The following is a 16,218-nucleotide window of genomic DNA, read 5'->3' on the forward strand; positions in this document are numbered from 1 at the left end:
ACCATAATTAAATTTGATTTTGGAACGGGCTTGGGAGAAAGGCTTTTCAAATATGGGAACCATGTTAAAATGGGAGAGAAGTTAATGTGAATTTTGAAAGGGTGACACGGATGAATTTAGACCAGAAAACAGAGGAAAATATTAACATTATGCTCGATGAAATTAAACAGAAGCTTCAAATTGTAAACGCAGGGGCCATTAAAGCGGAGGCTTTTGACTTGAATAAATATGACGACCTGAAAGACATCCATGCTTATGTGATGAGTAAGGACAATTTCAGTGTGAATGAGATGGATGGGATTGTAAGTGAATTGGGGCAGATGAGGAAGTAACCATTTTGGATTAAACTGTTGTTCAAAAAGATTATTACTGATCAGAATTTTTTACATTAACTCTTCTACATTGGAAATTTAATGATGAAGCCTGCGTACCTTTCCATTTCCGCGGGAGTGGCGGTGAGCCTCCTCGCGGAAATGGATAATCCACAAAATTTTATATTTTTATAAACTCTTTTCAAATCAGGTGTTGATTTCCCCTCATTGCGCTCCAATCAACGCCTTTTTAAAAACAATGAACTTTAACACATCGGTGAAAAAGGCGCTTAGCCATTCCTTTCTAACGAATGGCAGTAATCCAACTCTTTAATACAGTTTAAGGGAAAATACTTATTTTTAAAAAAGCGTAAGGCGGCGACTCTGGCGGGAACAGCAACAGCTACGAGCATAACAGCATGAATTAGCTGCGAGTTGCTTCGACGCATATACATCGAAGACTACGCTAGCTAGTAGAGGAAGAAGCAGAAGGCAACTCCCCGGGGAGGCTGAGGCGGTCCCGCGGAAAGCGTCCTCCTGGAGCATTGTTTATCTCGGAAATGCGTTTTAACTAAAACAAAAAATCCCGGCAGTAAGTGATGCATTTAACTTACTGCCGGGATTTTTTATTTTTCTTCCTTTGCCAGCTTTTCCAGCGCCTTTTGTGCTGCGTGTTGCTCTGCCTCTTTTTTCGAACGTCCTGTGCCGTTGCCGAGGTTTTCTTCCTCGAGCCACACTTCGCTTACAAATTCCCGGCAGTGGGCCGGTCCCTTCTCCTGAACGATCCTGTACTGAACCTGTCCGTGACCTTCCCGCTGAATGTATTCCTGAAGCTGACTCTTAAAGTCCATCATATGGGAGAATGCACCTTGTTTAACTTTTGGATAGACATTCTCTTCCAGAAAGCGGTACACAGCATCAAGACCCTGGTCGAGGTATAGGGCCCCGATAAACGATTCAAACACATCTGCCAGAAGGGCAGGACGTGTACGCCCGCCAGTCATCTCTTCTCCTTTACCAAGCAAAACATGCTCTCCGAAGTCGAGTTCGCCTGCAAACTTGGCTAATGAAGGCTCACATACGATGGCAGCTCTGAGTTTGGTCATCTCACCTTCGCTCATGGAGTCAAAAGTTTTAAATAAAAACTGAGAGATGGCCAATTCCAAAACCGCATCGCCTAAAAATTCGAGACGTTCATTGTCGTCGTGGGGACGAATACGATGTTCATTTACATAAGATGAGTGCGTAAAAGCCTGTATAAACAAATCCTCATTTTCAAACTCAAACCCTAGTGAGTGCAGGAATTGCTTGTAGTCTTCTTTTTGTTCTTTGGTTATCTGTATTTTCTTTTGTTGTCGTCTTAACCCTTTTCTGCGGACTTTTCGCGACTGTTGCATGAGTACCCCCATCTATCTTTTCCCTATTCATTTACGAAAGCCCGAGTCCGCCGGCTCAATAAAGAGCACGGGGCAGACTCAGGCTTTTATTTACTATTGCTGATTGTCTATGTAAGTGATCACATCACCAACAGTAGCGATTTTTTCAGCGTCTTCATCGGAAATTTCCAAGTCGAATTCGTCTTCAAGTTCCATAACGAGTTCCACTACATCCAAGGAGTCTGCACCTAAGTCTTCTTTAAACGTAGCCTCAGGCTTCACTTCTGATTCGTCTACTCCAAGACGCTCAGAAACGATTTTGGCGATTCGGTCAATTGTAGCTGCCATGTCTTTCACCTCCCCTCAAGTCATTATAGGATAACTTTGTTAAAAAGACTAGTATGGATTTACATCACCATGCCGCCGTCAACATGAAGCGTCTGGCCTGTCATGTAGCGGGCTGCATCACTTGCAAGGAATGTAACGACCTGGGCTACATCTGATGCGGAACCGAGTTTTCCGAGCGGAATCTGGCCAAGCATCGCTTCTTTCACATCTTCGCTTAAAGCATCTGTCATATCTGTTTCAATAAAGCCGGGAGCCACAGCATTTACATGAATATTCCGGTTTGCAAGCTCACGGGCAAGGGACTTGGTAAGGCCGATTACACCTGCTTTACTTGCTACGTAGTTTGCCTGTCCGGCATTTCCTAATACACCGACGACCGAACTGATGTTAATGATACGGCCGTAGCGCTGCTTCATCATATGGCGCGTTACCGCTTTTGAGCAGTTAAACACACCTTTCAGGTTAATATCAATAACAGCATCAAAATCCTCTTCTTTCATGCGCATCACAAGACCGTCTTTTGTAATACCGGCGTTGTTCACAAGAATTTCAAGAGATCCGAATTCTGCCAGAACGACTTTAATCATATCCTGTACATCTTTTCCGTCCGCAACATTTGCCTGAACGGTAATGGCCTTTACTCCATAGGATTCGCACTCACGGGCTGTATTAAGAGCACGCTCTTCGCTGCCTGCGTAGTTAATGGCCACGTTGGCTCCGTTTTTCGCTAGGTGAATCGCAATTTCACGGCCGATCCCACGGGATGCCCCCGTTACAAGGGCTGATTGTCCTTCAAATAACATTTACTTTCCCTCCTTCAGAGCTGCGACTGCTTTTTCCAGTGTTTCTTCGTCATAAACGGGAAGCACTTTCGCCCGGCGGTTTACCTTTTTCACAAGTCCGCTGAGTACTTTGCCGGGACCTGCTTCAATAAAGGTATCTACACCTTCGTCAACGAGCTTGCGAACTGTGTCTTCCCAGAGAACAGGAGAATAGATCTGTTCGTAAAGAAGCCGCGAGACCTCATTTTTGCTTTTTACTGATTCTGCCGTGACGTTGGCAATCACGTTCATCACAGGATCGCCAATGCGGAGATTCTCAAGGGTTTCCTTCATCTTCTCTGCTGCCGGCTGCATCAGGCTTGAATGAAAGGGGCCGCTTACATTAAGTGGGAGAACCCTCTTTGCTCCTGCCTCTTTAAGGGCTTCAGACGCTTTTGCAACCCCTTCCGTGGAGCCTGAGATTACGATCTGACCCGGACAGTTGTAGTTAGCCGGCTGAACAGCACCTGCGGTTTCAGATACTTCTGCTGTGATACGGTCAACTTCCTCACGCTCCATGCCGAGTACGGCAGCCATGGACCCCTGTCCGCTTGGGACGGCTTCTTCCATAAGTTGTCCCCGACGGCGTACGGCTTTCACCGCTTCTGAAAAAGGGAGGGCTTCTGCGGCAACAAGTGCCGAGTATTCCCCAAGACTGTGTCCTGCTGCAAAGTCAGCTGTGACACCCTTCTCCTTTAGCACTTCCCAGATTGCTGTACTGGTTGTCAGGAGGGCGGGCTGGGTATTTTCCGTACGCTTTAATTCTTCTTCTGTGCCATTAAATACGAGTTCCTTTAAAGAAAAGCCGAGGGCGTCGTCTGCTTCATTAAATATACGGTCTGCGACTTCATACTTTGCTGCAAGTTCTTTTCCCATGCCGATGGTCTGTGATCCCTGGCCCGGAAAAAGGAGTGCTGTTTTTATCATCTGCAACTCTCCTATTCTTCATTTGATTTAATTTCTTTTGTAATTAATGCGACTACATTTTCATCATGCATCGTACGTGCCTGGCGGATGGCACTGAAAATGCCCTGGGCATCAGAAGAACCGTGGGCTTTAATAACCGGTGCTCTCAATCCGAATAATCCGGCTCCACCATATTCAGAGTAATCCAGCTTCTGTTTGATCTGCTTAAACGACGGCTTTAACACACCTGCAGCAAGCTTATTTTTAAGCGAGGAAGTAAGCTCTGCTTTTAACAGGGCAAACATAGACATGGCAGTACCCTCGATCGATTTTAATACGAGGTTGCCTGAGAATCCGTCACAGATTACAACATCTGCAGCTCCGCTCAGCAGATCCCGGGCTTCTACGTTTCCGATAAAATTAACCGGAAGTGCCTGCAGCTGGGCATATACCTGCTTTGTAAGGTCATTGCCTTTTCCTGCTTCGCTGCCTACGTTTAAAAGGCCGATACGCGGTTCCTCAATCCCTCTTACCTTCTGCATGTAAATACTTCCCATCGTTGCGTACTGAGCAAGGTGGGCTGGTTTTGCGTCCATATTCGCCCCAACATCAAGGAGGAGGAATCCTTCTCCTCCAAGGGTTGGGAGCATCGGGGATAACGCGGGTCTTTCAATTCCTTTAATACGGCCGACAACAAGAAGTCCTGCCGTCATGTATGCCCCGGTATTACCTGCAGAAATACAGGCATCTGCCTCTTTGTCCTTAACAGCCTGTACCGCACGGACCATGGAAGAATTCTTTTTTCTTCTTACAGCACGCACCGGTGAGTCGTCGCTTGAGATCACTTCATCTGTGTGATGTACGGTAACTCTATTGTTTTCTTTCAGGGTTTTATTAATTTCTTTTTCATCTCCGTAGAGAATGACTTCCAAGTCTTTATATTCGAGCAAGGCTTTTTCAACGCCTTGTATGACAGCCTTCGGGGCATGATCGCCTCCCATGGCATCAATTGCAAGTTTCATTTTTTCACCCTTCTTTCTCCTCTGCATGTTCTTGTCTGAACATTGTGAACTCCCCTGTGAAGACCACTTCCCGGTCTACAAAACTGTTTACCATAACGGTCGTTCTGTCTAGATTAATTAATGTTACTGAGGCTTTGGCAACGACCCGTTCTCCGCTTTTCACCTGACGTTTAAAGGAGACATCGGCAGTGACAGTAAGGGCAAGTTCATCATCGATAATAGCTGTTGCCAGTGAATTGGCCTGGGCAAAAAGATGATGCCCGCGGGCAATCCGTGTGCGGGAAAAAACATGTTCTTCTCTAATATCCAATATGGAAATGGCATGTTTATCAAGCTCCAGGTCGACAACTTCCCCGATTACTTCTTCGAGCTGGAGGGCTTTGACAGTATCGTACTGTTGTTTGGCCACATCTTTAATTCTCTCACGTACTTCCGGGATATTCATTTCAAGACGGTCCAGCCGGACCGTCTGAACACTCACCCCAAAAGCCTCTGCGAGTGCTTCATCAGTTGTAAACGGATTTTCTTCGATCTGCTGCTTCAGCTTCGGCTGGCGCTGCTTTTTTGAGAGTTTCATTCCATCACTTCCACACTTCTATGACTAGGTACTAATAGTAGTATATAATTGCACATCTTACTTTTCAAGGAAAAGTCGTGATCAGTCCAGACGGTCAAGATCAAGAACCCCTTCTTCAAGGAGCCAGGTTCTGAGCTGAACATAGTCTTTTGAATGCCAGAAGGCTTCAGAATTCACCAGTTTTGCGGCGTCCTGCCTTGCCACTTCAAGAACACGGTAATCATGTACCAGGTCTGCTACTTTAAATTCCGGAAGACCGCTTTGTTTATGACCAAAGAAGTCTCCTGGACCTCTCAGCTCCAGATCTTTTTCGGAAAGCTCAAATCCGTCATTTGTTTCTGTCATGATTTTCATTCTTTCTTTCCCGTTATCTGATTTAGGGTCGGCAAGAAGGATACAATAAGATTGTTCACTGCCTCGCCCGACACGGCCTCTGAGCTGGTGAAGCTGGGAAAGACCGAAACGTTCCGCATCATAAATAACCATAACAGTGGCATTCGGAACATTTACACCAACCTCCACGACCGTTGTGGACACCAGAACCTGCGTTTCGTTTCTGGAAAAAGCATTCATGGCATCTTCTTTTTCCTCCTGAGACAACCTGCCGTGCATCAGCCCAACCTTCCAGTCCGACAGCCCGGAACCGAGCATGGCATGCACATCGATGGCGTTTTGGACATCCAGCTTTTCAGACTCCTCGATTAGAGGGCAGATCACATACGCCTGCCTTCCTTTATGAATTTCCTTTTCCATAAATGAAAGAACACGGTCAAACATAGACGGCTTTGCCCAGTATGTTTCAATGGGCTTCCTGCCTTTTGGCATTTCATCAATGACCGATACATCCATATCTCCAAACGCCGATATGGCAAGAGTCCTTGGTATTGGTGTGGCAGTCATAAACAGGACATCGGGGTGAAGCCCTTTTTCTCTTAATACTCTTCGCTGGTTAACTCCAAAACGGTGCTGTTCGTCTGTAATAACAAGGCCGAGGTCTTTAAAGTCCACCCCTTCCTGTATAAGGGCATGGGTTCCTACAAGAATATTTACTTCTCCTGTTTTTAAGCCTTCAATCACTTCTCTCCGCTCTTTTGCTTTCGCACTCCCTGATAAAAGCCGGACGGTAATGCCTTCCGGTTTTAAAAGCTCTGACAGTGATGCCATATGCTGCTCGGCAAGAATTTCAGTTGGAACCATAAGGGCTCCCTGATAGCCTGCTCTTACGACAGCATATAAAGCAATAGCGGCAATAACGGTTTTACCCGATCCAACATCCCCCTGCAGAAGTCTGTTCATCCTGAATTCCGACTTAAGATCATTGAGGATTTCCTGTTTCACCCGGTTCTGTGCCCCTGTCAGCGGGAATGGCAGCCTTTGAACAAACGCCTCAACATTTTTAACGGGCAGATGCTTTTTGTCACCTTTTTGCTGCTCCCGCTCCTGCTTTCTGTACGTCTGCATTTTCAGCTGAAAAAGAAGCAGTTCTTCATATGTCATCCTCCGCTTCGCCTGGCTCAACGAATCCTGCGACTTGGGAAAATGAAGGTGACGGATCGCTTCCTCGCGATCCATGAGGCGGTAGGTATTTACGAGCTGCTCCGGAAGTTTCTCTTCAATGAGATCACCATAACTCGTCATGGCTTCATGAATAAATTTACGGAGAGAAGCCATTTTCATATCCCCCTTCAGGGAATAAACCGGCTCGAGACCTTCTTCATTCGTTTGTTTTTTCGTCGTCATCACTGCCGGGGAAAGACTGGCCCGGTGCTGGTCCCACTTACCTGTTATGACAACTTCGTGTCCTATCACAAATTTATTTTTTAAATAATGCTGGTTAAAGAAGATTGCTTGAATAAGAAGACCGTCCACGAGGACGCGAACGGTTAATCTGGATTTTTTCTTACCGTAAAAGCGGACAGCAGGTTCACTTTGTACCTGTCCGCGGATGGTCACCCGCTCCTCGTGCTGGACTTCTGCAAGAGGGCGTACGGCATAATCCTCATGCCGGAAAGGATAATATTCCAGCAGGTCTTTGACTGTATGTATACCAAGAGAGGAGAGCTGCTCTTGGGAGTGCTCTCCTACACCTTTAATTTCTGTTACGGGAAGGTACAGACTCATGGGATCAGCGCGGAGACGAACCGAAGATTTCCTGCTGCAGTCGTCTTCCGGTCGGCGTCGCCGCAAGCCCCCCTTCTGCAGTTTCTCGTAAAGCAGAAGGCATTGTCTGACCGATTTTGTACATGGCATCAATCACTTCATCAGCCGGTATTCTGCTCTCAATCCCTGCCAGTGCCATGTCTGCAGCTACAATCGCATTGGATGCCCCGAAGGCATTACGCTTTACACAAGGGACTTCAACAAGCCCTGCAACCGGGTCACAAACAAGACCGAGCATATTCTTAAGAGCGATTGCCATTGCCTCTGCGGACTGCTTCGGTGTTCCTCCAGCCATTTCCACAACTGCAGCTGCAGCCATACCGGTAGCAGAACCTACTTCGGCCTGGCACCCTCCGGCAGCTCCGGAGATAGATGCATTATTGGCAACTACGAATCCGAACGCACCGCTCGTAAATAAAAAGCGGATCATTTCTTCGCGGCTCGGATTCAGCTTGTTCTTTACAGAAAACAACGCCCCTGGTACAACACCGGCAGAACCTGCGGTCGGCGTAGCACAAATGGTTCCCATAGCAGCATTGACCTCATTTGTGGCCATCGCTTTAGCCACGGCATCAAGGAGAAGGTTTCCTGCAAGGGTGTCGTTATTCTGCATATATTCATAAAGCTTTTTACCGGCACCGCCAGTGAGGCCGGATACGCTTTTGACTTCTTCTTCAATCCCTCTTTTAACTGCCTGTTCCATGACAGTCAGGTTCCGGTCCATCTGTTCGATAATTTCTTCTCGTGACCGGCTGTGAATCTCCATTTCCTGCAAAATCATGGCTTCGGAAATGGAGATATTACGTTCTTCTGTCAGCTTGATCAGCTGTTCGACGTTTTGAAACATCGTAGTCACTCCTCTCTAGTCATGGATTTTCGTTACTTTATCAACAGAAGCAAGTGCTCCGACTTCAGTAAGAAGCTCGTCACTTACATTTTGGTCTACTTCAATCACCATCAGTGCTTCTTTTCCTTTATCCTTTCGGGATACTTCCATATGACCGATGTTGATTTCGTTTTTGGCAAGCACGGCTGAAACGGATGCAATCGCCCCGTACCGGTCGTTATGAACAACGAGAATCGCCGGATGATTACCGCTGAGGCGAAGCTTAAAGCCGTTTAATTCCTTGACTTCAACTTTTCCGCCGCCAATTGAGATCCCTACAAGCTCCATCGTATCCTGTCCTTTACCAAGACGGATCTTAACTGTGTTTGGGTGATCGTGTTCATCAGGTTCTTCAATAAACCTTACTTTTATGTTTTTCTTTTCGGCCAATTTTAATGAGTCGGGAATTCTGGAATCGTACGTATCGAATCCGAGCAGTCCTCCCACAAGCGCCACATCGGTACCGTGACCCTGATACGTTTTGGCAAAAGAACCGTAAAGGTGGATATCCGCCCACTCCGGTTCTGTCTGAAAAAGATGCCTTGCCACCAGTCCGATCCTTGCAGCTCCGGCAGTATGTGAACTCGATGGCCCGACCATAACCGGACCGATAATATCAAAGACACTGCGAAATTTCATGTGTCTAACCTCCTCTGTTAACAAGCGCGCTGAGATAGATAACTCCTCTCCTATCGTAACAAATCAAAGGTGAAAGGGCTATCATTGGTTTCTGGTAATTTCCCATATAAAAAACCTCCTCGTGAAGAGAAGGTTTTTTAGTACAGGTCTGACCCTTTTAAGCAATGTTATCCATAAGGGTTATTCTGCTTTGGTTACGCTGATGGAGAGGGTGCCGGGACCGACGTGAGCCCCGATAACAGGTCCGATTGATGTGATTACCGATGAGGCTGTAGTCATGCGCTTTTCAATCTCCTCGATAATGATGTTCGCTTCGTCCTCTGCCTGTGCATGAGAGATACCAACATGAACAGAGCTTGATCCGTATCTGGTTTCAATTTCCTTATAAATCCTGGCAAGGGCCTTTTTGTTTCCTCTTGCTTTTTCGAAAGGATACACTTCCCCTTCGTCGTTTAAAGAAAGGATCGGCTTTATTTTAAGGAGAGAACCGAGTACCGCAGATGCTTTACCGATACGTCCGTTCTTTTCAAGATACTCAAGGGTATCGACCATAAAAAAGACAGAAGTATCACTCAGAAGCTCCGTAAGACGCTGCTCACACGTTCGCTTGTCAGCACCTTCCTTAGCAAGGCGTGCGATTTCCGTAACCATAATTCCGATGGCATAGGACGCTTTTTTTGAATCTACAACGGTAATATCGATGTCGCCTTCAAGTTCCTGCGAAGCGATATGGGCCGACTGATATGTCCCGCTCAGCCTGGAGCTGAGGTGTATGGAAAGAATATGAGCTCCATTTGTTTCCTGGGCCAGTTTTTTGTATACTTCTTCAAACTGGTGCGGGGTTGGTTGTGACGTACTCGGCATCAGGTTATTCTGGTGAAGCTTATCATAAAACTGTTCCGGGGTCAGATCTACTCCGTCCTCATACATATCCTCACCAAAATGAACTTTAAGCGGCACGACAGTTATATCCAGCTCTTCAACAAGTTCCTTAGGTATATCTGCAGTTGAATCTGTGACAACTTTAACGATACTCACTTGTGCAACCCCCCTCGTAAAATTACTTACTCAACACTGATGATGTAGGAATACAGCGGCTGGTTTCCGTTATGAACTTCCACTTCCACATCTTCATAACGCTCTTCAAGGTAGGACACGAGTGCTTCTGCTTCTTCTTCAGAGCGGTCCTCACCATGAATAATGGTTATGATTTCACTGTCTTCGTCAACCATTGTGTCAAGAAGTTCCTTGGCTACTTCCTGGACCTCGGGGCCGGTCGTAATGATCTTCTTCCCTTCAATTCCCATAAAGTCGCCTTTTTTAATTTCAACACCGTTCAGGCTTGTATCACGGACAGCATAGGTTACTTCTCCGGTTTTCACATCAGTCATGGCGTCTGTCATTGTTTCTTTATTATCCTCAAGGTCTGTTGTCGGGTTAAAAGCAAGAAGGGATGCAAGGCCCTGCGGTACTGATTTTGAAGGTACCACAACAACTTCTTCATCCACCACACTGTTCGCCTGTTCAGCAGCCATAATGATGTTTGAGTTATTTGGCAGAAGGATGATCTTTTTGGCATTTGCCTCTTCAATCGCCTTTACAAAGTCCTCTGTAGACGGGTTCATTGTCTGGCCGCCCTGTATGACTCCGGTAGCGCCGAGTCCTTTAAACAAAGAAGCAATACCTTCACCCATGGCAACTGTAATAATGGCATATTCCTGCTTTTCTTTCTCAGCCTCTTCTTTATGTACGGACGTTCCAAGCTCCTGCTTCATTTCATTTTCGAGAATCGTTGTATGCTGCTCACGCATATTCTCGATTTTCACGTGTGTGAGAGCACCGAACTTCTGTGCTTCTGAAATGACGTTGCCCGGAAACTCTGCATGGATGTGAATTTTCAAGAGGTCTTCGTCGGAAACGACAAGAAGGGAATCTCCGTATTCACTCAGTTTGTTTCGGAATGCATCTTCGTCGTAAGCGTTTTCATTCGTTTTTTCTGTTTCAAACTTAACCATCACTTCTGTACAATAGCCGAATTCAATGTCTTCTGTAGACATATGACTCTGGGCAGACTGATGATGTTCAACCTTAACCAGCTCGTCCATGGACGGTGTCTGCGGTACCGTAGTAGAGACTTTTTCGCCCTTTAAAACAGCCAGGAAGCCCTCATAAATGGTTACGAGACCCTGTCCTCCTGAATCGACTACGCCTACTTCTTTTAAAACAGGCAGAAGGTCCGGTGTCCGTTTAAGTGACTCTTTCGCCTCTTTAAGTACTTCTTCCATAACCGCAATCACGTCATCGGAATCCTTGGCGAACTCCACACCTCTTCTTGCCGCATCCTTGGCTACAGTAAGGATTGTTCCTTCCACAGGTTTCATGACTGCTTTGTAAGCCATTTCCACACCGTAATCAAAAGCACTGCTCAAATCTTTGGCAGTGAGGGTTTCTTTCCCTTCTGCTGACTTGGAGAAGCCTCTGAACAGCTGGGATAAAATAACCCCTGAGTTGCCCCGTGCTCCCATCAGCAGCCCTTTAGCAAACGCTCCTGCTACTTTACCGGCGTGAGCGTCGTTCATTTGTCTTACTTCTTTCACACCGGACGTAATCGTCAGGTTCATGTTCGTACCTGTATCCCCGTCTGGAACAGGAAACACGTTTAATGCGTCAATTGCCTTAGAGTTGCTCGAAAGGTTGTCTGCTCCTTCGAGGAGCATTTGAGCAAACTTTTTTCCTTCAATGTTCTTGATAGTCACTGATGTTCCTCCTTACTCAATATCCCTATGGATTAGTCACTCGTACACCTTGTACAAAAATGTTAACCGAGTCAACGACCAGTCCGAGCATCTGCTCAAGCTGATACTTCACTTTTGATTGTACGTTGTGTGCGACTTCAGAAATCTTAGTACCGTAGCTGACTATGATATACATGTCAATCTGAATTTCGTCGTTTTCTTCACGAATGACAACACCGCGGCTTAAGTTCTCTTTACCCAAAAGGTCGGTAATGCCGTCTTTCAGCTGTTTTTGTGAAGCCATTCCTACAATACCATAACAGTCAATGGCTGCTCCTCCGGCGATCACGGCAACAACTTCTTTCGATACATCAATTTTTCCATAGTTCGTTTTCATTTCAATCGTCATGCCAAAAGCCTCCTTTTGGTTTTGCCTTCTTTGGCTAACGTCATTTTACTATAATCTCCTTTAATTTAAAAGAAAACCTTTGATATTTGGCTTTATAATAGGGAAATTATCGAAAAAAGAGGTTTTTCGTCCATGGATTGCTGCGGAGGATGACTTAATAAAGAAATGCGAGTACCTAACCTGATTAAAGAGGCGGTAAACCTGTTTATTGTGGACTTAAACCTGTTTAATGAGACGCTGAACCTGTTTAAACACTCCCGAAACCTGTTTAATCTTCCCCCGCGCCGCTCCGGCTCTCCCCACTATTGCAGCAACATAGAATTTCTGCTGTTTGATTATGATTACTGCAACGATTATCCGGCCTTTAAAAAGGTGTCAAGAATTTTTCCTTGATAAACACATCATATCCTCTTGAAATATGAAAAGGGCTATGCTAAGATTACTTAGTATTTTATTGCAACCTATGATGATTGTTTTTGCAATGTTCGTTTTTAATGAAGGAGGGAAATAGTCATGGCACGAAAATGTGTAGTAACTGGTCGCGGACCTAGCTCCGGTAACAAACGTTCTCACGCATTGAACGCAACAAAGCGCCGCTGGGGTGCTAACGTTCAAAAAGTACGTATCCTCGTTAATGGTAAGCCAAAGCGCGTATATGTATCAGCACGAGCGTTAAAATCAGGTAAAGTTCAGCGCGTATAATAGTGACAGCGGTCACTACTCAACATAACAGATAAACGCTTATGAACACGAAAAAACGGCGCCCTCGGGACGCCGTTTTTTGTCATATGTTTAGAGAAAGTGCGGGTTCAAAAAGGAGGAAACGGGGGGTCTCCCTTGTCCTCCGTCCTTTCTGAACTGATGGGTTTTACCCCTTCTTGAACGTCCCCAGCATCGCCCGGATGACACCGCCTAAAAACTTGGGCAATTTGATCGTATAAAACTTCATGTTTCCCCCTCCTTGAGTGAGCTCCCGCCTATTCCTAATGTAAAATGGAAGTAAAATAACGTGCTTCGTTATTAACAAGTATATTCACGAGACAAAAAATAGTACCACTTTTTAATCGTCCCACGTCTCCATAAACAAAAGAAACCCTTCCTCAAACGTTACCATTCCTGTATCTTTTATAATTTCATTACTTACACAGAGCGTCGTCCCCTGTATCAGAGTATGCCTGTCAAGCTCATACTTAAACCCCGTCATGGAGAGAGCTTCCACTTTTGAGGATATGGGAATAAACGAAAAATATGTTTCCTCACGCCTTTGCAATTCGTACGTACCCGGCCCTTTCAGCTCAAGACGGTTCTGACGGTCAATCAGGGTAACCGGCACATTTTCTTTCAGACCCTTAAACAGGAGCTGTACGTTGGCAAACAGATGATCCAGGCGTCCTCCCGTAGCACCGTAAATATAAATGTGATCCGGCTGTTCAAGAAGCGCCCGGTTCAGAGCAATCTCCAGATCGGTTTCATCTTTTTCTTCCGGGTAGACTTCAAGTGGGAAGGCCTTATCTTTTATCCATTGCCTTTCTTCTTCAGTTACCGAGTCAAAATCCCCAAATGCTGCCTTGGGCGTCACACCGTTTTGTAGCAGAGTATATACGCCCCTGTCCACGCCGATCCACACGGCATTCTGGTGCTTTCTTCTGAGAAGGTCAACTGGAGGGACTCGTTCTGCGGGCCCTCCTGCCATAATCACAATCGCTGCCATATGAACCTCCTTTTGTTATGCATTTGCATGAACAATTTTTTTGTTTGCCTTAACCAGAAACAGCATGACCAGAAGACAAATGACAAATGACGGTGCGAGGTACGTAATGTTATACACAAATGAATATATATACGCATTCGCTGTATCAGGGGCAAACACATCGATCCAGATCACTCCGGATAGAAAATGGGCAGTAAACCGGAGAAGCGAACCAAAAAATACCCCAAGCACAATGAACATCATTTTTTTTCCTGCACCAGCCTCCTCAGAGAACGCAAACAGACCTGCAAAGCCGGCCACAAGAAAAGCTACTGGATAATCAAGAATCGCCTGGGCGGGGTGGACGATGAAGGGGTTGAATGACAAGTTAAGCAAACCTACGATAAGTCCTGTAGCAAGTCCTGCTTTTAATCCTCTTCGAAAAGCCATAATAAATATAGGCAGCATCATCAGTGAAATGGATCCTCCTTGAAGCCAGGCAAAACCAAAGCTCAGGAAATCCAGCAGAAATCCGATTGCCCCCATCAATGCTACTTCCGCCATTACAGTTACTTTTGAACGATTATTCATCTCTCTCTCCTTTTTATTTATACCCACACACTTAAAAAAGCAACTGCACGGTATGCAGCTGCTTCGAATCGCAAGGAAAGCAGACCACATCCCTGCGCAAGTGTGAACTTACAGGTTCAAAGGGTCGAAGCGACCAGCTTCCTCTCAGCCTTTCTGAAGACTCCCCTCGTGGGCTAAACATGTAATCTTTCTGTTTCCAGTATATCTTTAACCACGGATTTGTTCAATGGCCTGTGCGCGGTCTTCCTGGTTGTAGACCGCCGAACCTGCCACGAGCACATTTGCTCCTGCATCTACACAAAGTCGGGCCGTTTCAGGGTTGACTCCTCCGTCAATTTCAATATCCATATCCGTCCGGCCTGCACGGTCACACATTTCCTTTACCTGACGGATTTTCGGAATCACGCTTTTAATAAATGACTGACCGCCAAAGCCAGGATTTACCGTCATGAGAAGGATAAGGTCCACATCATCGATCACATGCTGAACCGCCTCAACAGGTGTGGCAGGATTGATGACGACACCTGCTTTTACCCCCTGATTCTTTATCAGCTGAACCGTTCTGTGAAGGTGCGGGCACGCTTCTGCGTGGACAGAAATAATATCCGCCCCTGCCTTGGCAAACTGGGGAATATACTGATCCGGATTTTCGATCATAAGGTGAACATCCAGGGGAAGGTCTGTCACCGGGCGGATCGCGTCTACAATAAGAGGACCGATCGTAATGTTCGGAACAAAATGACCGTCCATCACATCTACGTGGATGTAGTCGGCGCCTCCTCTTTCTACATCTTTAATCTCTTCACCAAGTTTCGAAAAATCTGCAGATAATATCGATGGTGCAATTTTAGTCATGGTGATTAGTACCTCCGTTTTTGATTTTTTATTTCTTCTGCGAATTGAAGGTAATGATTATACCTGCCTTTTGCAACGGTACCTGCTTCAACTGCCTCTTTCACCGCACATTTTGGTTCATTAATGTGCGTGCATCCCCTGAATTTACAGTCGTTCATACGCTTACGCATCTCCGGGAAACAATACGTCAGCCCTTCTACATCCATCCCTTCAAAATCAAGGGAACTAAAGCCTGGTGTGTCAGCAACATAACCGCCATCCACCGGGATCAGCTCCACGTGGCGTGTCGTATGCTTTCCCCTGCCGAGACTTTTTGAGATCTGGTTGGTTGCAAGGTTGAGTTCCGGCTTCAGCGCGTTTAATAAAGAACTCTTCCCCACACCTGACTGGCCTGCAAATACAGATACACGACCACTTAAGTAGGGTCTCAGCATTTTAATCGTTTCATCAACAAAGATCGATGTACTGATTACGGTGTATCCAAGACTCTGATAAAGGGCTTCCGCCTCATTCATCGCTTCTTCTTTTTGCTCATTCAAAAGATCAATCTTTGATAAGCAGATAACAGGCTCAATTTCATTCGCTTCAACATGTACAAGAAATTTGTCCAGTAGAAGAGGGCTGAAATCCGGTTCCTGGGTTGAAAAAACAAGCACAGCCTGTTCAACATTTGCGATAGGGGGACGTACAAGCTGGTTCTCCCGCTCATAAACATCAAGCACATAGCCATCCGTCTTATTTGCTGCTTCGAAAGCCACACGGTCTCCTACAAGGGGCGTGATTTTTCTTTTACGGAAATTACCCCGCCCCCGGCACTGAAAGATGCCATCTTCATTTTCTACATAATAAAAGCCACTGAGCGCTTTTACAATTCGTCCTTCTGCCATGCAAT

At 45.9% G+C, this 16,218-nt stretch carries 20 protein-coding genes and 1 riboswitch; of the genes, 3 read left to right on the plus strand and 17 right to left on the minus strand.

The annotated features are described in order from the left end of the window. The first annotated feature begins 110 nt into the window (after positions 1-110). The gene (locus tag EBO34_RS06725; protein WP_122898592.1) at positions 111-332 is read left to right on the plus strand and encodes a DUF1128 domain-containing protein; all 222 of its coding nucleotides are present in this window, start codon (positions 111-113) and stop codon (positions 330-332) included. Between the two features lie 605 nt (positions 333-937). On the opposite strand, the gene rnc is transcribed toward EBO34_RS06725, so the two are convergent. The 12 genes from rnc to EBO34_RS06785 all read right to left on the minus strand — a co-directional run bounded on the left by rnc (position 938) and on the right by EBO34_RS06785 (position 12,190). Further along, entirely contained in the window at positions 938-1,708 is a 771-nt protein-coding gene (rnc, locus tag EBO34_RS06730) for a ribonuclease III (protein WP_122897142.1), read from the minus strand. 93 nt (positions 1,709-1,801) lie between these two features. Continuing rightward, on the minus strand, positions 1,802-2,035 hold the full coding sequence (gene acpP, locus EBO34_RS06735; RefSeq protein WP_122897143.1) for an acyl carrier protein: 234 nt from the start codon (positions 2,033-2,035) through the stop codon (positions 1,802-1,804). A gap of 59 nt (positions 2,036-2,094) precedes the next feature. Continuing rightward, positions 2,095-2,838: a 3-oxoacyl-[acyl-carrier-protein] reductase gene (fabG, locus tag EBO34_RS06740; protein ID WP_122897144.1), complete on the minus strand. Its 744-nt coding sequence runs from the start codon at positions 2,836-2,838 to the stop codon at positions 2,095-2,097. Beyond that, entirely contained in the window at positions 2,839-3,783 is a 945-nt protein-coding gene (gene fabD, locus EBO34_RS06745) for an ACP S-malonyltransferase (RefSeq protein WP_122897145.1), read from the minus strand. An 11-nt stretch (positions 3,784-3,794) separates the two neighbouring features. Continuing rightward, entirely contained in the window at positions 3,795-4,784 is a 990-nt protein-coding gene (gene plsX, locus EBO34_RS06750; RefSeq protein WP_122897146.1) for a phosphate acyltransferase PlsX, read from the minus strand. A gap of 4 nt (positions 4,785-4,788) precedes the next feature. After that, complete coding sequence (gene fapR / locus EBO34_RS06755) at positions 4,789-5,361, minus strand: transcription factor FapR (RefSeq protein WP_122897147.1); 573 nt, start codon at positions 5,359-5,361, stop codon at positions 4,789-4,791. A gap of 81 nt (positions 5,362-5,442) precedes the next feature. Next, complete coding sequence (gene recG / locus EBO34_RS06760; protein ID WP_249414062.1) at positions 5,443-7,482, minus strand: ATP-dependent DNA helicase RecG; 2,040 nt, start codon at positions 7,480-7,482, stop codon at positions 5,443-5,445. Between the two features lie 4 nt (positions 7,483-7,486). After that, the gene (gene sdaAA, locus EBO34_RS06765) at positions 7,487-8,368 is read right to left on the minus strand and encodes an L-serine ammonia-lyase, iron-sulfur-dependent, subunit alpha (protein ID WP_236784338.1); all 882 of its coding nucleotides are present in this window, start codon (positions 8,366-8,368) and stop codon (positions 7,487-7,489) included. A 15-nt stretch (positions 8,369-8,383) separates the two neighbouring features. Then, positions 8,384-9,046: an L-serine ammonia-lyase, iron-sulfur-dependent subunit beta gene (gene sdaAB / locus EBO34_RS06770; protein ID WP_122897149.1), complete on the minus strand. Its 663-nt coding sequence runs from the start codon at positions 9,044-9,046 to the stop codon at positions 8,384-8,386. A 180-nt stretch (positions 9,047-9,226) separates the two neighbouring features. After that, a complete protein-coding gene (locus EBO34_RS06775; protein WP_122897150.1) occupies positions 9,227-10,084 on the minus strand; it encodes a DegV family protein in 858 nt (285 codons plus the stop codon). Between the two features lie 26 nt (positions 10,085-10,110). Further along, positions 10,111-11,802, minus strand: a complete 1,692-nt coding sequence (locus tag EBO34_RS06780; RefSeq protein ID WP_122897151.1) for a DAK2 domain-containing protein — start codon at positions 11,800-11,802, stop codon at positions 10,111-10,113. Positions 11,803-11,827: 25 nt separating this feature from the next. Beyond that, positions 11,828-12,190, minus strand: a complete 363-nt coding sequence (locus EBO34_RS06785; protein ID WP_122897152.1) for an Asp23/Gls24 family envelope stress response protein — start codon at positions 12,188-12,190, stop codon at positions 11,828-11,830. Between the two features lie 165 nt (positions 12,191-12,355). Between EBO34_RS06785 and EBO34_RS20595 the strand changes: the two genes are divergently transcribed. Together EBO34_RS20595 and rpmB are read left to right on the plus strand one after the other, a co-directional pair. Further along, entirely contained in the window at positions 12,356-12,583 is a 228-nt protein-coding gene (locus EBO34_RS20595; protein WP_122897153.1) for a hypothetical protein, read from the plus strand. 120 nt (positions 12,584-12,703) lie between these two features. Continuing rightward, the gene (gene rpmB, locus EBO34_RS06795; protein ID WP_122897154.1) at positions 12,704-12,892 is read left to right on the plus strand and encodes a 50S ribosomal protein L28; all 189 of its coding nucleotides are present in this window, start codon (positions 12,704-12,706) and stop codon (positions 12,890-12,892) included. A gap of 166 nt (positions 12,893-13,058) precedes the next feature. Here the strand turns inward: rpmB and spoVM are convergent, their stop codons facing one another. From spoVM to rsgA, 5 genes are all read right to left on the minus strand, one after another. Further along, positions 13,059-13,139: a stage V sporulation protein SpoVM gene (gene spoVM / locus EBO34_RS06800; RefSeq protein ID WP_110517588.1), complete on the minus strand. Its 81-nt coding sequence runs from the start codon at positions 13,137-13,139 to the stop codon at positions 13,059-13,061. A 111-nt stretch (positions 13,140-13,250) separates the two neighbouring features. Then, positions 13,251-13,901 (minus strand): thiamine diphosphokinase, encoded by a 651-nt coding sequence (locus tag EBO34_RS06805; RefSeq protein WP_122897155.1) that lies wholly within the window; start codon positions 13,899-13,901, stop codon positions 13,251-13,253. 15 nt (positions 13,902-13,916) lie between these two features. Beyond that, complete coding sequence (gene thiT, locus EBO34_RS06810; protein WP_122897156.1) at positions 13,917-14,471, minus strand: energy-coupled thiamine transporter ThiT; 555 nt, start codon at positions 14,469-14,471, stop codon at positions 13,917-13,919. Between the two features lie 72 nt (positions 14,472-14,543). After that, a riboswitch (TPP riboswitch) is annotated at positions 14,544-14,648 on the minus strand. A 30-nt stretch (positions 14,649-14,678) separates the two neighbouring features. Next, positions 14,679-15,326, minus strand: a complete 648-nt coding sequence (gene rpe, locus EBO34_RS06815) for a ribulose-phosphate 3-epimerase (protein WP_122897157.1) — start codon at positions 15,324-15,326, stop codon at positions 14,679-14,681. Between the two features lie 5 nt (positions 15,327-15,331). Continuing rightward, a complete protein-coding gene (rsgA, locus tag EBO34_RS06820; protein WP_122897158.1) occupies positions 15,332-16,213 on the minus strand; it encodes a ribosome small subunit-dependent GTPase A in 882 nt (293 codons plus the stop codon). Positions 16,214-16,218: the final 5 nt, after the last annotated feature.

It is taken from the genome of Alteribacter keqinensis (assembly GCF_003710255.1).
Classification (GTDB): Bacteria; Bacillota; Bacilli; order Bacillales; family Salisediminibacteriaceae; genus Alteribacter; species Alteribacter keqinensis.

What these genes read in the sequence shown, in the direction of transcription:
- EBO34_RS06725 (WP_122898592.1), top strand. Translation starts at nt 111, where the DNA reads ATGAATTTAGACCAGAAAACAGAGGAAAATATTAACATTATGCTCGAT.
- spoVM (WP_110517588.1), bottom strand. Translation starts at nt 13,139, where the DNA reads ATGAAGTTTTATACGATCAAATTGCCCAAGTTTTTAGGCGGTGTCATC.
- acpP (WP_122897143.1), bottom strand. Translation starts at nt 2,035, where the DNA reads ATGGCAGCTACAATTGACCGAATCGCCAAAATCGTTTCTGAGCGTCTT.
- recG (WP_249414062.1), bottom strand. Translation starts at nt 7,482, where the DNA reads ATGAGTCTGTACCTTCCCGTAACAGAAATTAAAGGTGTAGGAGAGCAC.
- plsX (WP_122897146.1), bottom strand. Translation starts at nt 4,784, where the DNA reads ATGAAACTTGCAATTGATGCCATGGGAGGCGATCATGCCCCGAAGGCT.
- rpmB (WP_122897154.1), top strand. Translation starts at nt 12,704, where the DNA reads ATGGCACGAAAATGTGTAGTAACTGGTCGCGGACCTAGCTCCGGTAAC.
- fapR (WP_122897147.1), bottom strand. Translation starts at nt 5,361, where the DNA reads ATGAAACTCTCAAAAAAGCAGCGCCAGCCGAAGCTGAAGCAGCAGATC.
- rpe (WP_122897157.1), bottom strand. Translation starts at nt 15,326, where the DNA reads ATGACTAAAATTGCACCATCGATATTATCTGCAGATTTTTCGAAACTT.
- rsgA (WP_122897158.1), bottom strand. Translation starts at nt 16,213, where the DNA reads ATGGCAGAAGGACGAATTGTAAAAGCGCTCAGTGGCTTTTATTATGTA.
- fabG (WP_122897144.1), bottom strand. Translation starts at nt 2,838, where the DNA reads ATGTTATTTGAAGGACAATCAGCCCTTGTAACGGGGGCATCCCGTGGG.
- fabD (WP_122897145.1), bottom strand. Translation starts at nt 3,783, where the DNA reads ATGATAAAAACAGCACTCCTTTTTCCGGGCCAGGGATCACAGACCATC.
- EBO34_RS06805 (WP_122897155.1), bottom strand. Translation starts at nt 13,901, where the DNA reads ATGGCAGCGATTGTGATTATGGCAGGAGGGCCCGCAGAACGAGTCCCT.
- rnc (WP_122897142.1), bottom strand. Translation starts at nt 1,708, where the DNA reads ATGCAACAGTCGCGAAAAGTCCGCAGAAAAGGGTTAAGACGACAACAA.
- sdaAA (WP_236784338.1), bottom strand. Translation starts at nt 8,368, where the DNA reads ATGTTTCAAAACGTCGAACAGCTGATCAAGCTGACAGAAGAACGTAAT.
- thiT (WP_122897156.1), bottom strand. Translation starts at nt 14,471, where the DNA reads ATGAATAATCGTTCAAAAGTAACTGTAATGGCGGAAGTAGCATTGATG.
- EBO34_RS20595 (WP_122897153.1), top strand. Translation starts at nt 12,356, where the DNA reads ATGCGAGTACCTAACCTGATTAAAGAGGCGGTAAACCTGTTTATTGTG.
- sdaAB (WP_122897149.1), bottom strand. Translation starts at nt 9,046, where the DNA reads ATGAAATTTCGCAGTGTCTTTGATATTATCGGTCCGGTTATGGTCGGG.
- EBO34_RS06785 (WP_122897152.1), bottom strand. Translation starts at nt 12,190, where the DNA reads ATGACGATTGAAATGAAAACGAACTATGGAAAAATTGATGTATCGAAA.